Annotated in this window: 8 protein-coding genes; 4 read left to right on the forward strand and 4 right to left on the reverse strand. The window is 67.2% G+C overall.

From position 1 onward, the window contains the following. The first annotated feature begins 148 nt into the window (after positions 1-148). Complete coding sequence (locus ACFSJS_RS05760) at positions 149-943, forward strand: GntR family transcriptional regulator (protein ID WP_380897415.1); 795 nt, start codon at positions 149-151, stop codon at positions 941-943. Next, a complete protein-coding gene (locus ACFSJS_RS05765; protein ID WP_380897417.1) occupies positions 940-1,599 on the forward strand; it encodes a YdcF family protein in 660 nt (219 codons plus the stop codon). The genes ACFSJS_RS05760 and ACFSJS_RS05765 overlap by 4 nt, the downstream gene beginning before the upstream one ends. Before the next feature lie 542 nt (positions 1,600-2,141). Here the strand turns inward: ACFSJS_RS05765 and ACFSJS_RS05770 are convergent. The 4 genes from ACFSJS_RS05770 to ACFSJS_RS05785 all read right to left on the reverse strand — a co-directional run bounded on the left by ACFSJS_RS05770 (position 2,142) and on the right by ACFSJS_RS05785 (position 11,671). Beyond that, a complete protein-coding gene (locus tag ACFSJS_RS05770; RefSeq protein ID WP_380897419.1) occupies positions 2,142-5,912 on the reverse strand; it encodes an NACHT domain-containing protein in 3,771 nt (1,256 codons plus the stop codon). 1,789 nt (positions 5,913-7,701) lie between these two features. Then, positions 7,702-10,128 (reverse strand): SpoIIE family protein phosphatase, encoded by a 2,427-nt coding sequence (locus ACFSJS_RS05775; protein WP_380897421.1) that lies wholly within the window; start codon positions 10,126-10,128, stop codon positions 7,702-7,704. 128 nt (positions 10,129-10,256) lie between these two features. Then, complete coding sequence (locus ACFSJS_RS05780; protein ID WP_380897422.1) at positions 10,257-10,697, reverse strand: DUF2267 domain-containing protein; 441 nt, start codon at positions 10,695-10,697, stop codon at positions 10,257-10,259. A gap of 254 nt (positions 10,698-10,951) precedes the next feature. Further along, positions 10,952-11,671, reverse strand: a complete 720-nt coding sequence (locus ACFSJS_RS05785) for a class I SAM-dependent methyltransferase (RefSeq protein WP_380897424.1) — start codon at positions 11,669-11,671, stop codon at positions 10,952-10,954. Positions 11,672-11,860: 189 nt separating this feature from the next. On the opposite strand from ACFSJS_RS05785, the gene ACFSJS_RS05790 reads away from it, so the two are divergent. Both ACFSJS_RS05790 and ACFSJS_RS05795 read left to right on the forward strand, forming a co-directional pair. Beyond that, positions 11,861-12,529 carry a lytic polysaccharide monooxygenase auxiliary activity family 9 protein gene (locus tag ACFSJS_RS05790; protein ID WP_380897426.1) on the forward strand — a complete coding sequence of 223 codons (669 nt, stop codon included), beginning with the start codon at positions 11,861-11,863 and terminating at the stop codon, positions 12,527-12,529. Between the two features lie 174 nt (positions 12,530-12,703). Then, entirely contained in the window at positions 12,704-14,179 is a 1,476-nt protein-coding gene (locus ACFSJS_RS05795) for a DUF6882 domain-containing protein (protein WP_380897428.1), read from the forward strand. The last annotated feature ends 5 nt before the right edge of the window (positions 14,180-14,184 follow it).

Consider the following 14,184-nt stretch of genomic DNA (forward strand, 5'->3'; position numbering starts at 1 on the left):
CCCTGCGTTTCGGAGCAGCACAAAGAAGGCCCTCCGAAACTCGCTGTCCTAGGACTGCGAGCCGCTGAGCAAGACGATGACGCACAGTCCCAGGACTGTCAACAGTCCTGGGACTGTGTTTCACTGGCGGTGTTGAGAGGAGTGCTACATGGCGCCCAAGTGGCGAGAACTCGCTGACCGACTGGCCGAAAAGATCAGGGCCGGTGAGTACGCCCCGGGAGATCAGCTACCGCAGATCAGGGAGCTGGTCGAAGCGGGTGAAGGCTCGAAGTCCACGGTCCACGCGGCCTACAAGGCGCTGGAGGCTGAGGGACTGGTCACGTCATCGCGCGGTCACGGCACCGTTGTGCGCCAGCGGGCACCGCTCAAGCGGCTCGGTATCGCGCGATACGACAAGGCCAAGTGGCGCGACGGCGACGAGGTGGCGTTCATCGCGGACCGGGTGGCGTCCGGGCGCGCGTACCGCCGGAACGAGCAGACGCAGACCGTCAGCCGGGTGAAAGCGCCGGCGATTGTCGCTGAGGCGCACGGCCTGCCGGAAGGCGCGGAGGTGTACGCCCGTGCCCGTGTGGTCAAGGAGGGCTCCCAGCCCACGCACACACTGACCAGCTACTACCGCCCCGAGCACGTCGAGGGAACACGCATCGTCGATCCGACACCGGGGCCCGCCGGCCGCGGCGGTGGCTTCCGCGTCCTGTACGACGCCGGATACGAGATCGACCACATGCAGGAGACGCTGTTCGCACGTGTCCCCACGGCGGAGGAAGCGCAGCTCCTCCAGCTCTCACCGGGCGAGTGGGTGGTGGAGCTCCACCGCACCACCTTCACCGCGGACGGGACCGTGGTGGAATTCGCGATCGGTGTCCACGCAGCAACGCGCTTCTCGTGGACATACGACTTCAAGGTGCCCGACTCGGCAAACGACGGAGGAGAGTCCAAGTGATCTCGGATCAGGCATGGGCGGACGCTCAACGCCTCTGGGACTTCCAGCAGATGGGACACGAGGTGCGCCCTTGCTCCGTCGCCATCGGCCTCGGCAGCCACGACCTCGGCGTGGCGGACACCACCGCGGACCTCTACCACCGCGGCATGGCGCCACTCATCGTCTTCACGGGCGCGACCAGCCGCACAACGCGCGACCGCATGCCGCGGGGCGAAGCCGAGCACTACCGCGAGCGAGCGGTAGAACTGGGCGTGCCGGCGGAAGCGATCCTCGTTGAGCCGCACGCCCGGAACACGGGGGAGAACATCCGCTTCTCACGCGCACTGCTCGAAGAGCACCGCATCCCCGTCTCGTCCGTCCTGCTGGTCAGCAAGCCGTACGAGGAACGGCGAGCCTACGCGACGGCCTGCAAGTTGTGGCCCGAAGTCGAGTGGGTGAGCGCGTCTGCCCGCATGTCCCTGACCGAATACGTCGACTCCATCCAGGACGCGCGCCTGGTAATCGACATGCTGGTCGGTGCTCAGCAGCGGCTCATGATCTATCCCGAGCATGGATTCATGACCGAACAGCATGTGCCTGACAACGTGGCCGCGGCGTATCAGCGGTTGCGAGAAGCAGGCTTCACGAGCCGGATCGTGCCGGATGTAGTTGCCTAAGGCTGACCAAGGAAGTGCCGATTGAACATGCATGACGGCCCCGGGTACCGAAAGCTGTCAAATGACGCTCTGGGTGACCGACGACGACTTTTGGCGGCCGACCGTACCGATCTGGGCGATCTCCGGTACAGGGCTGGGAGCGCGTCGTGAGCTGCTGAGTAACAACTTTCTCTACGAGTTCAAGAGCGGCTCGCTGTCGCTCGCCGCGCGCGGCCCGGCTCCCCGCCGGGCCTGCGCTCCTGTCTCCGCCCCGCTCCGCCCCGGCGTCCGCCGGCCGCGCACCAGCAGCACCACCATGGTTGCTGCCAAGGCTGGTCGGTGGCTGGGGGTCGGCTCCGACGGCTTTACGCACCTGCCCGGTCCGGGACCCGCGTCGAGCAAGCCCAGGGGGCCACTCGGACACATTGCGGGCAGGTCCACAGCCTGCCCGAGTTGCCCACCAGCGTACGGCCCCCTGGCCATGCCCGACCCCAGCCCGGGCAGGACACCGCCCAAACCCGCTCCGCCGACTCCTTTGGCGTGTCATTCCGTACTTGAACTGATCAGTCGAACCACTTCTCTTTATTCGCGGTCCGGAGTACAGGCCTGCTCTTCTTGGAGGTCTCCCGAAGTACATACTCGGCAGAGGCCAATAGAGAATCAGGCATCTGGTCAGATTTAACAATTGCCTTCTGGCATGTAGATCGCCAGGCACGTCGTTCTGCGCTTGCACTGGGCACCGAAAGCATGCGTTGAGTAAAGACACCTGGACCGTAGAACTTTTTAACGAAACGAAACATTTCGTCTTCTGCTACGGTCCCAGCAATACATCTGTCCCAAGCATACTCTACTACCTTGTGCGCCAAGATAGAGTGAACGGGTTCCGTGATTTTTTTCCGCAGGATTCTATCCTTTGAGGCCCCATCTGGAATCCTCCCGAAGAATACTGCTAGCATCCTGGAGGAGACCTTTGCGCTTCGGATCCAGCTCGCTGAACACTGCACTGGAGCCGGGTTCCGTTCAGTGATCAGAGGACTGTGGTTCGATAGGTTCGCAAGCCTTTCGAATGAAGCGTCAGGCAAGCTCTCTAGAACCTCTTCCATCGGATCCCACAGAGATACTAGGGAGTCAGGGCTAGCCCAGCAGTAGGCAGTGGCGAACCACAATTCTTTGTCCAGTTCACCGTCTGCTCCTTCTAGTTGCTCAAGCCACCAGTCAGCTTGTCCCGATCGCCTTTTAGCGTTTCGCACGCGATCACAAATAGACCGGTCACTATCGAATAGGTCGACGGCACCGTTCCCTCTTTCACCTCTCGCTCGCACCGCCCCGGACATCAATCCAATTAGAATCGAATTCCAGGTTTCTCCGAATTCTTTAGAGATGATGTCAGTGTACTGGCGCCATGGTTCCAGATTGATGCCAAAGTCAACCTCTTGCTCTGCCAACATGTTTGAAATATCACGCATGACTGCCAAGGGTTCTGTTTTTCGGAAAGCGCGACGCCGAAACGGACTAAGGATTCCTCGATGAACGTTATGCTGTCTGGCGTAATTCCAAAAGATTGGCAGCGTAGAGACCAAGGCATGCGCCAGCTCGCTAGCGCCAGTATAACTAGAATACTGGTCTGCAGAATTTAGAGCAGCCAAAATAACACCGCGGTGGTGTTCTTCCGGAATGAGCGAATTCTCCCAGTCAGATTTAAGCAGTGCAAGCAAAATTTGCATATCTTGCTCGCCGGCAAACAGCGTCTCATCTACTCCGTGAATAGCCGCCCATTTCGCCATCTCAATAAGAGATACTCGCGCAATCGTGTCAGCTTTCCGGTACTCCGACTCCCACGTTATCCTGAGGAGCTTCTTGTCTTCTTCTGATTGCTTACCAAGCAGCGCTGCAAGGGCCCGTGAACTCTCGTCAAGGGGGAACTTAAACAGCTGGGGCAGCAGCTTCTCCGTCAGATACGTGGACCCCGTTTTAGGAGAGAGAGAAAGATTAAAGGACGTTGAGCCCCACGGAGAACGGGAACGCTCTTGCTCTGCCAAATAGCTGGATCGAACACCGTAATAGTCAAATACTTTGTCGAGTACTCGCTCGGTCGCTATTTTCGAGTGCGCGAAGACCCAGTCCTGCAGAAGTGCGAGCGCAAGCGCGCGAGGATAGAACTTTCCTTGCATCTCTGGGTCATCACATAGAGAGCACATGCGTTCCGCGAGGTCTAGAAGTTCACCGCTAGTGAAGCATCCCGCAAAGAAACGAGTTACGTTCATCCAATAAGGATTACGCGCAATCCCATCAAACCTGTCAGGTTTGGTCCCATGTCCCATGCTTGTTGCCGGCACGTACGGTGCTGTGTCATAGAGGTAACGCGCAGCAAAGTACTCCCGAAGAGGCTGAACCTCGAACTCATACGTGCCTTCAACACGAGAAACCAGTGCGACTACTCGTTCGACCATCCCTGTCAATAGGGCGTCGAGAGTGTCTTCAGGCTCTTTACGCCGAACCAAGTAATCTCTGACGACTTGCCGAAGCTCTTCGACCCCAATACGTCCAGTAGTCCGGTCGTTCTCAGCTTTAGCATGCATGTAATAAGCGAGATGCTGATGAACGCTAATGAGCAAGGCTCGATGCTCGCGAACCACAGCGCTCTTCTCAACTTCACGGTTGAAGAACGACCCGATGTATGCGTCGTATAGCTCTGTCCTCTTGTCGGGAAGGCTAGGACCGCGATGGTAGATAAGACTGAGCAGGATCGAAAGCTGCATGGTGTTCTTAGCCAGCTCGGCCATGTGAGGCGCGGACATCTTCTGTTGCAAGGTTTGGCTGATCTCATTGATATCTACCTTGCGTAGGTTCCGAGCTCTCCCCCACTTTTCTGCATACTCGATTCTAAGTTTCGGGGGAATTGCGGCAAGCGTCAGATAGTCGAACTTTGATTGCGGGAAAGACGGGGCACCACTTACTGCAGTGGGACGGCTTGTTACGAGCACTTTTAGTCTCGAAGCAACCTGACGCAGCCGAGTCACAGCCGAACTGACTTCCTCCACCACTCGATGTCTGTCCTCGAGGTCAGCAACTTCGTCAAGAGCATCGAGAATAATGAGCACTGGCCGCGACTCGATGATGAAAGCCATATCGGCAACGTCAAAATCAAAGCCACCTGAATATTTCTCGATGTGAGCTGCGAGTGCTCCCTCTAGGGTTCTAGGCTTTGAGTGCTGAGCATGGGCGTTTCCTGACCATGGATCCTCGCCTTTAATCCAAAGAGCTAGGTCCCGAAGCTCGATCTTAAAAGGCAACATTACTGCGCTTTTCACGTGGTTCTGAGGAACGCGCCGCAAATCTTCTACCCTGTCTAGAATCCTCAGCCTCTGCAGCTGAGCAAGGTACTGCGATAGGGTTGACTTTCCCTGACCCGGAGCTCCTTCTAGAACGACACAAGGAATCTGATCTGTAAAGTCTGAATCCAGCAACAGATCCGCTGCCCCGCTAGATGCGCCTGCCTCTTTCAAAATATATGAAAGCTGAGCAGGGTCAATTTTGCGACCGGGGCTAAAATGGCCCATGTCAACAAACTGGCGCACCCGCTGGTATGCCTCTAGATAATCCTCGTCTTTAGACTCAGCAGAAATCCGTAGAAAGTGATCCACGTACCCGTTGAACAGCTTTGACACATCTTCGTTCCCGACCACGTGCGGAAGGGCAGGAACATCAATAAAGAGGTCCAGAAGTGGACTAGGGAGCAGCTCGGCCTGCTTGAATCGGATTGTTGAATCTTGTTCGGCCTGATGTGCAAAGTATGCATTCAGGGTCATGCGCCGACGACGCGATTCTTCCTTGTTCCCCAAGTTCTCCCAGAGAAGCCTCAGCATGTCAGCCCCAGTGAGAAGGGAAGGATACTGAAGCTTCAGGTTATAGTTATTGTCGAGTCGACGGTCCAGGTCGTCGCGCCACCAACAGATGGCCTCCATCGGTATATTCTTCGACATGTACTCGTCGACTTTATCAATGGATCCGCTGTCAAGATTTGCAGTAGGTGCTGCATTTGTGATCAATACGTATCGCGACGCCCCCCTTTCTTTGAGCTTGGAAATTTTTTCCTTCTCCCCCTCAAGGGCGTCTATGATCCATTTTGCCGGATTCCTTAGGGAGGCAGGGTTGTGGCTGAATTTTACTTGGAAAACCGTCTCTAGTCCGCCTCCTCGATGGGATGTGGCATCCCGACCGCCGTCAGCTTTCCCCACGGGAAAGCACTTGACGTTGTCATATTCAGTAAGAAGCAGGGACTGACATAGCATCTGGAAGCGCTGGTCCAGGAGTGTCTCGTATTTGTAGTCCATCGGCCCTCTCCCTGTAGCACCTACTGCTTGGGGCAGGGTACACGTAACTCGCCCCAGCGCGTGGACAGTTGGAGAAACCTGGTGGAACCAGATCCTTCTGCCCTTGGTGAGCACAACACGGCCTCAGGGACAGAAGCTCGATCATCAACGTCAGCTCACACCAACTGTGAACAGAACCGAGCTACCTGCACCGGCCGTGCTCCTCGGTCAAACAGAAGTGCTGTCTGACCAACCGATGAGACCCCAGCCACCACAGTGGCGTTAGTTCGGGATGAGGAGCAGCCATGCGCGTGCCTAGCCAGCGCTCTGGAGGGGAGGCTTCATAGGCTGCCGCTGTGAGTGACACATGTGGTACGGGACCTCTGTCGGACGACGAACGGGGTCAGCTTCGTGGGCTGCATCGGTCCTGTGCCCACGAACTGGATCAGTGGGCACTTTTGCAGGCAGTGACCCCGTACGGTCCTGTCTACATCTCCGTGGATCGGAAGCCGCTGCCAGGCACGGAGCAGTCCGCATAACAGCAGCTGTACGGCCAAGACGATCACCCACCCGACTGACATCACCAGCTGACATCAACACGCTCGGACACCGACGGACGAGCAGGGACAGTGACGGGTTCGGCAGCGAGGGCGCGGGCACGTTCCGGCTGTTGGCGATGAGGTGGAGCCGAACTCCCAAAGCGGTGGTCGGTGGCAGACCCGTGAGGTTCGACGTACTGACCGGCGTACGCCCGGATCGCCCGATGCCATCGGCCATGCGCCCTGCCCTACGTAGGCAAGGTGCTCCAGGCTGGATGCCCAGACTCAGGACGGACCAGTGGGAGGGGGAAAGGGCCGTGGGTGAGTGGAAGCAGGGCAAGTGTGGGTGGCCGACGGATCGAGGCAGCTGCCGCAACAAGACGATGAAGGGCACGTCGCGTTGCTACCGCCACCAAGGTGACTGGACGAAGCGCGGCCGGGCCGAGCTGAAGAAGAGGGCGAGCAAGCGCCGCAAGAAGTGAGCCGGAGTCGGGGTGAGTGTCTAACTGCGTGACAACGCCAGCGGACAACGGCGGACGAGCGCGAACGACTGCGGACCTCAACGCAGGTGAGAGGTGCAGCGGACCAAGGCGTCACCATCCTCGAAGTTGCTTCGGGACGAAGGGGGCCTGCTCACGCTTCGAAGCCGCCATCGGGAGGGTCGACGCTGAGGGGGTGGTTGGGCTGGTCTCAGTTCTGGTCTCGGTTCGCTGATGCTCCGGGGTGGTCCCCGTTCGTCCACCAGCGTCCGGCGAGCCGTTGGGCTGCGACGCTGTCCTCTGGGTGGATGCTGGCGGACGGTGGTGGATCAAAATCGGACAACTCGTAATGCGTAGGTCAAGGGTTCGATTCCCTTAGGCGGCTCACTCCGAAGGACCAGCCAGGAACGTTCCTGGCTGGTCCTTCGTCGTCCAGCGGATGCCGGTGGGACCGGTGTCGGGCCCGGTCCGCGTCCGGGCCCGGTGAGGGGGCCGCTACGGTGGGCGGCATGGGTGGGGGAACAGCGATGCGGATGCGGCCGTGTGTGTGGTGCGGCGAACCGGTACCGCGGCCGCGGAGCCGCTGGCGCAGACGGCGTTACTGCAGCAGGGCACACCGCCGCTGGAAACGCGCGCTGGATGCCGTCGCGAACTTCCTGGACCTCGCCCCATAGCCGGGACGTGACCGGCCGGGGCGCGGGGCCCGCACACCCCCCGGGGCGGGGGACGCAGGAGCCGCGGTCCTGCCCGCGGGCCAGGCGGGGCGGTGGCGGGGCGGCGGGCCCGCCGGGGTCAGGGCGGGGGCGGGGGTGCCTCGGGTGCCGCTTCCAGGGGCTGCTCGGTCCAGATGGTCTTGCCCGACGGGGTGTAGCGGCTGCCCCAGCGGCGGGCGAGCTGGGCGATGAGGAACAGGCCGCGCCCGCCCTCGTCGGTGAGCCGGGCGCGGCGCAGGTGGGGCTGGGTCTGGCTGGGGTCGGAGACCTCGCAGATCAGCGTCTTGTCCCGGATGAGCCGCAGCCCGATGGGCGGTCCGGCGTAGCGGATGGCGTTGGTGACCAGCTCGCTGACGATCAGTTCGGTGGTGAAGGCCGCCTCTTCCAGGCCCCACCTGGCCAGTTGGGCGGTGGCCAGCTCGCGGGCCCGGCCGACCACGGAGGGGTCCGCGGCGAACTGCCAGAAGGCGGTGGCGTCCCCGGGCAGGGCCTTGACCCGGGCCACCAGCAGCGCCACGTCGTCCGCCGGGGGCCCGGTCAGGACGCGGTCGAGCACGGTGCGCCCGATGGCGGCGGGGGAGCCGCCGGCCGCCACGGCGGCGGCCACCTCCTCCTCCGGCGACCGGTCCCGGCCCCCGGCGCCGTCCCCGGTCCGGGGCAGGAGCTCGGCGGTGCAGAAGACCAGGACGCCGCCCGGGCCGAGGCGCAGCCCGACGGGCTCGAAGGGCGCGCCGCCCACCCCCAGGACGGGGCCGGGCCTGAGGTCCACACGGCGGACGTGCCCTTCGGGGCTGGTCAGCACCGGCGGCGGGTGGCCGGCGCTGGCCATCGAGCACTCCCCGGTGACCGGGTCGTAGACGCAGTACAGGCAGGCGGTCCCGACCACGCCGGAGTCGTTCGTCTGCGGTTCGGTGGCGGCCAGCCGGACGGCCAGGTCGTCCAGGTGGGTGAGCAGCTCCTCCGGGGGGAGGTCCAGGTCGGCGAGGGTCTGCACGGCGGTGCGCAGCCTGCCCATGGCGGCCGTCGCGCCCAGTCCGTGCCCGGCCACGTCGCCGATGACGAAGGCGACCCGGGTGGAGGAGAGCCGGATGACGTCGTACCAGCAGCCACCGATCCCCGCGGCGGAGCTCGCCGGCACGTAGGCGCCGGCGGTCTCCGCCCCGCTGAACTGCGCGTCCGCCGGGGGCAGCAGGCTGCGCTGGAGGGTCTCCACGGTGCGCAGCTCCGAGGTGTAGCGCCGGGCGTTCTCCAGGCTCAGCGCGGCACGGGAGGCGATCTCCTCGATCAGCGGGACGTCGTCCTCGGCGAAGGGCTCCCGCTCCCCGGTGCGCCACAGGCCCAGGACGCCCAGCACACTGCCCCGGGCGTGCAGCGGGACGAACAGCGCGGAGGACGCCGGGGCGGGGAACTGCAGCCGGAGCCGCTCGGCGTCGGGCTTCAGCGCCTCGCGGCGCGCCCTCAGGTCGGGGGCGAGGACGGCCCGGCCCTCGCGGAGGTCCTCGCTCTCCACCTCCCTGGCCCGCACGGTCTCGCCGCGCTGGTAGGCGTCGGCGGGCCAGGTGCCGTCCGCCGACGCAACCGCGGTCCGGCGCAGCACCGTCCCGGGGACGAACCGGCCGGCCTCCCGGCCCTGGGACACCGCGTCGGACAGGTCCACGCTCGCCAGGTCCGCGAAGGCGGGGACGAGGACGCCGACCAGTTCCTCGGCGTTGCGGGTGACGTCCAGGGTGCGGCCCAGGCGCGTGGCGGCGGCGTACAGCAGGGCCAGCCGCCGCTGGGCCGCGTGCTGCTCGGTGATGCTGGTGAAGACGGCCGCGACACCGAGGACGCGGCCGTGGGGGTCACGGAGCCGGAAGGCCGACAGGGAGAGCGTCCGCTCCTCGCCGGGGGCGGCCAGCCGCCGCGCCGAGTGCTCCCAGCCGTTCAGCGGCTCGCCGGTCTCCAGCACCCGCGCCAGCCGCTCCTCGATCGCGGCGGCGTCCTGCGGCACGAGGAGGTCCGCGAGGCCCAGGCCGGGGGGCGGGCCCGTGCCCCGGCCCGGGGAGGACCCGTGGAGGCCCGGCCTGAGGTTGCCCTGCCGGGTCAGCAGGTCGGGCCCGTAGAGGACCAGCCCGATGTGCTCCTGGTCGAACAGGGCGCGGACCAGCGCCAGGTTCTCCGCCTCGTGCTCCGCGGCGGCCGCGGCGGCCACCAGGAACCGCTCCCGCCCCCCGGCGGGCAGCGGCACCACCACGACGTCCGCCGCGACGGCCGGGCCGTCGCGGCGGAGCAGGGCCGTGCGCAGCTCCCGCAGTTCCCCCGCGGCCCCGTCGAGCGGCCCGGTCCAGGCGCCGGGGTCGGCGGCGAGGTCCGTCATCGGCCGGCCGCGCAGCTCCCGGGCGGACAGGCCGGTCAGGGCCGTCGCCGCGGCCGTGCACCGCACCACGGTCCCGTCCCCGTCCAGGACGAGCACGGCCACGCCGCCCGGTGGCCGGCCGGCGCCGTGCGGAGGTGTGGACGGGTTCACTCGGCTGCCTCACCTCGGGGAGAGCGACGCTGCCCGGCCCATTCAACCCCGGCCGCGGTCCGCGCGCACGGCGGCGGCGCCGCGGGCGGGCGCCCTCGCGGTGGGCGCGCGGGCGGTGCGGCGCGCGGTCAGCCGGCCGGGACCGGCTCGGGCTCCAGCAGGGTGCGGACGCCGTGCGGCAGCTGGGCCAGGGCCCGCTCCAGCTGGCCGGGCGAGAGGTGCTCGCGCACGGCGGCGGTGACGGCGGGGACGACCCGCGGGACCGCCTCGGAGCTGATGAGGGCCTCCTGGGAGAAGCGGTTCGCGTAGGCGTCGCGGTCGTACTTGATCGGCACGGAGCTGGGGACCCAGCCCTCGTAGAAGGCGCCGCGCAGCAGCTCGGGGAGCTGGGCGGCGAAGTGGGCCGCGCCGTCGACGGTGAGCCTGTCGCGGAGGGTGTGGAGCCAGGTGCGCAGCACCCGGTTGGCGAGGTGCCGGTCCTCGGTCCCCAGGGCCTCCGCCACCGACTTCACCCAGATGTTCGCCGTGTGGATGACGTGCTCGAACTCGGCTGCGTGTGTCGCGGCCATGGCTGTGCCCCCTCGGACGGGTTCGCGGGCTGCGGGCGGCCGCCGCGCCGGGGCGCGTCACAGCCGCCCGTGTGGTGGAATGCGGCTTTCGTCCTGCGCTGACTCCAGGGTAGGCCGGTCCGGGCGGGCTCACACGTCGGGCGCCGCCGGCCTTCCGGCGCCGGGCGCGGAGGCGTGGTCGCGGTCCGCGGCGCCGACCGGGCGCATCGCCGCCGAGGGCCCGTTCGCGGTGGCCGGGGTCGCGCGCCGCGGGATCACGGCGACCGGTCCGGGCCGGGTCCGCCCGGCCCTGGCCGGTCCCCCGGCCGCGGGCTCCTCCCGCGGGCGCGCGCGGTGTCCTCCCCCGGCTCCCCGGGCTTGCGGTAGACCAGCAGGTACCGCCAGAACAGCAGCCTGCGGAGGGCGGCCCCGGGCAGCAGGACGGCAGCCTCCCGGCGCACCTCCGCCAGGGTCATCCCGGGCTGCCTCACCGGTGCCCGGGGGAGGGCGGGCCCGCCGTGGTCCGGGCGGAGGCGTTCGCGGGCGGCGACCGCGAGGCGGGCCGCGGCGTTGACCGGGACGGCGGCCAGGCTCCAGGCCCGGTCGGCCCCCGAAACCTCCCGGCGGCAGCCCAGGACGGCCAGGACGCCGCCGGGGGCCAGGGCGTCCCGCAGCGCCGCCACCGTGCCGAACGGCATGTGGTGGAGACTGGCCAGGCAGGAGACGAAGTCGTAGTGCCCGGCCGGCAGTCCGGTGCGGGTGGCGTCCGCCCGGCGGTACCGCGGCGCCGGACGTCCGGGCCGGTCCGCCGAGAGCGAGCGGGCGGCCTCGATCATCTCGGCGGACGGGTCGATCGCGTCCACCTCGATGCCCCGGTCCGCGAGCCGGCGGGCGAAGCCCCCGGTCCCGCAGCCGACGTCCAGCGCGGTGCGGCAGCCCGCCGGCACCCGGCGGAGCAGCAGCCGGTGGTAGTGGTCGTTGTGGTCGAAGGGCACGGAGCCGAGCATGGCAGAGGGCGGGACGGCGCGGGGCGGGCGGCGGAGGAGCGGCTCGGACGTGGATTTCTGTCGAATTCCTGTCGAACGTGTTTCGGTCGGGGAGCGGCGGGGGAACGCACCCATAACTTCTGGGAGCGCTCCCAGGGGCCACATCCCCTCACGCGAACACGAAAGCGAAGAGCCGCGATGAATTGTCATGAGCGCGTCTTACCGGGCCGCGGGCCGGCCCGTCTCCTCGTCGTCCTGGCCGCCCTGCTGCTGGGCATGCTGCCCTGGACCGGGACGGCCTCCGCCCACGGATCCGTCGTCGACCCCGCCTCCCGCAACTACGGCTGCTGGCTCCGCTGGGGCAGCGACTTCCAGAACCCGGCCATGGCGCAGCAGGACCCCATGTGCTGGCAGGCGTGGCAGGACGACACCAACGCCATGTGGAACTGGAACGGCCTGTACCGGGAGAACGTCGGCGGAAACCACCAGGCCTTCATCCCCGACGGGCAGCTGTGCAGCGCCGGCCGCACCGCGGACGGCCGCTACCGCTCCATGGACGTCCCCGGCCGGTGGCGGACCACCGGCGTCGGCACCGACTTCACCGTGCACCTGCACGACCAGGCCCGGCACGGTGCCGACTACCTCCGGATCTACGTCACCCGGCAGGGCTTCGACCCCACCACCGACGAACTGGGCTGGGGCGACCTGGAGCTGATCAAGACGACCGGCCGCTACGCCCCCACCTCGGACATCAGGGTCGGCGTCAGCGCCCCCGGCCGCAGCGGGCACCACGTCGTCTACACGATCTGGAAGGCCTCGCACGCCGACCAGGTCTACTACCTCTGCAGTGACGTGAACTTCCGCTGATCCCGCGGCGGAGCGGGGTGGGGGCCGGCCGGCCCCCACCCCGCTCCGCCGGCTCCCCGCCGCCTTCCCGGGCCCGTCCGCCCCCGCCGGTGACGGGGAGCGACACCGAGGGAACCACGAGGAGTCGTCCGGAGTCCCGTCGGGTGTACGCCACCCCCGACCCGGATAGGCACCATGACCACTCTCTCCGGTTCCTTCAGCGAAGAACTGCTGGCGCTCGCCCGTCCCCACCTCGCCTGGACCATCGAGCAGATCGACCTGTTCGACCGGCTCGTACCGCGCGGCCCGACCCGCTGCGACCTGGACGTCCCCGAACTGGGCCGGGCCGGGATGGCCCTGTCCGCGCAGCTCGTCGCGCGCTTCGCCGCCGACGGCACCTGGCTGTGGGCCTGGGCCGACAGGTCCACGGCCGACACGCCCGGAGCCGAGTCGGCCCAGAGGCTGCGCGAGATCGGCGAGCGCCACGGGGTGCGCGAGCTGACCACGCCCCTGCTCGACCTCAGCGGCTTCCCCGACCCCCGGCTGGCCGCCGACCACCTGTCGCTGGTCTGCATGGGCCTGCTCGACGGGCGCGGTGCCGCGGTCACCGCCGCCGACGACCGGAACCGCGCCTTCCTTGTCGTCGACGACCCCGCCGTCCCCCGTGCGGCCCCGCGGCCCGGGCGCCTGGTGCACGCGCTGCGCAACGGACCGGCGATGCTGCCCGGCCCGGCCCTGAAGGCCGTGCAGGGCTGGTTCGACCGGCACGGCATCGAGCTCCGGTACGGTCCCGGCACGGTGTGGGGCGTGCTGCCCGGCGGCGACCGGGTCGTGGTGTTCCTGGAGAACGGCGCGGTCACCTCGGTGGAGGTCACCGGGCCGGACGGCGGCGCACCGGTCTGCGCCTCCGCCCCCGAGCAGTACCTGGTCGACCCCCGCCCGGACCCGAAGGCCCCCAGCCGGCTCTTCCCGGCCGAGCTGCTGCCGGCCGTCACCCGCGAGATCTCCTTCTCGCTGCGCGACACCCGCGGCATGGTCGAGTACGCGGGCCGCCGACTGGGCTTCGACGGCCGCGCGCCGTCCTGGGACCGGGAGGCCGGGCGGCTGGTCTTCCCCGGCGGTGCGCTGGCCTGCCGTCCGCTGGGCCGGTACGACCTCGCGGAGCGCTGGTTCGAGTGGGCGCCGGGCACCGAGGACGTCCGCGCGGCGCTGCGGCGGGCGGCCGGTCTGCCGCCGGAGGCCCACCTGCCCGAACTCGCCGGCGGGCGGCTCGACCTGACCCCGTACACCGCTCCCGAATCCGTGGCCGTGGCCCTGGCGCGCACCGGGGCGCGGGCCGTCGGGCAGGTCTTCACCTCACTCGGCGGCCAGTTCCTGGCGGTCGCGGACGAGCGGCTGCCCGCGCCGGAGGTGAGCCCCGAGGCGGCCGCCGAGGAAGTGCGGGCGGGGGCGGTCTGGCTGCAGGGCCTCACCCCGCCCCAGGACCGCCCGCGGGTGATGCGGGAGGCGGCCGCGGCCTACTTCGAGCGGGCGGGCATGCAGGTCCGGCACCACGGCGGGCCGGACGTCCTCAGCGGTGTGTCGGGCCTGTACGAGGTGCGGGTGTTCTTCGCCCCCGACGGCACCGTCACGGACTCCACGTGGGGGACGCCGGCGGCGCCCCGGAGCTGACCGGG

Origin of the sequence: Streptomyces desertarenae (assembly GCF_042681365.1) — a bacterium.
GTDB lineage: Bacteria > Actinomycetota > Actinomycetes > Streptomycetales > Streptomycetaceae > Streptomyces > Streptomyces desertarenae.

Coding starts and splice junctions, on each gene's coding strand:
- ACFSJS_RS05760 (WP_380897415.1), top strand. CDS start 149: ATGGCGCCCAAGTGGCGAGAACTCGCTGACCGACTGGCCGAAAAGATC.
- ACFSJS_RS05770 (WP_380897419.1), bottom strand. CDS start 5,912: ATGGACTACAAATACGAGACACTCCTGGACCAGCGCTTCCAGATGCTA.
- ACFSJS_RS05780 (WP_380897422.1), bottom strand. CDS start 10,697: ATGGCCGCGACACACGCAGCCGAGTTCGAGCACGTCATCCACACGGCG.
- ACFSJS_RS05790 (WP_380897426.1), top strand. CDS start 11,861: ATGAATTGTCATGAGCGCGTCTTACCGGGCCGCGGGCCGGCCCGTCTC.
- ACFSJS_RS05795 (WP_380897428.1), top strand. CDS start 12,704: ATGACCACTCTCTCCGGTTCCTTCAGCGAAGAACTGCTGGCGCTCGCC.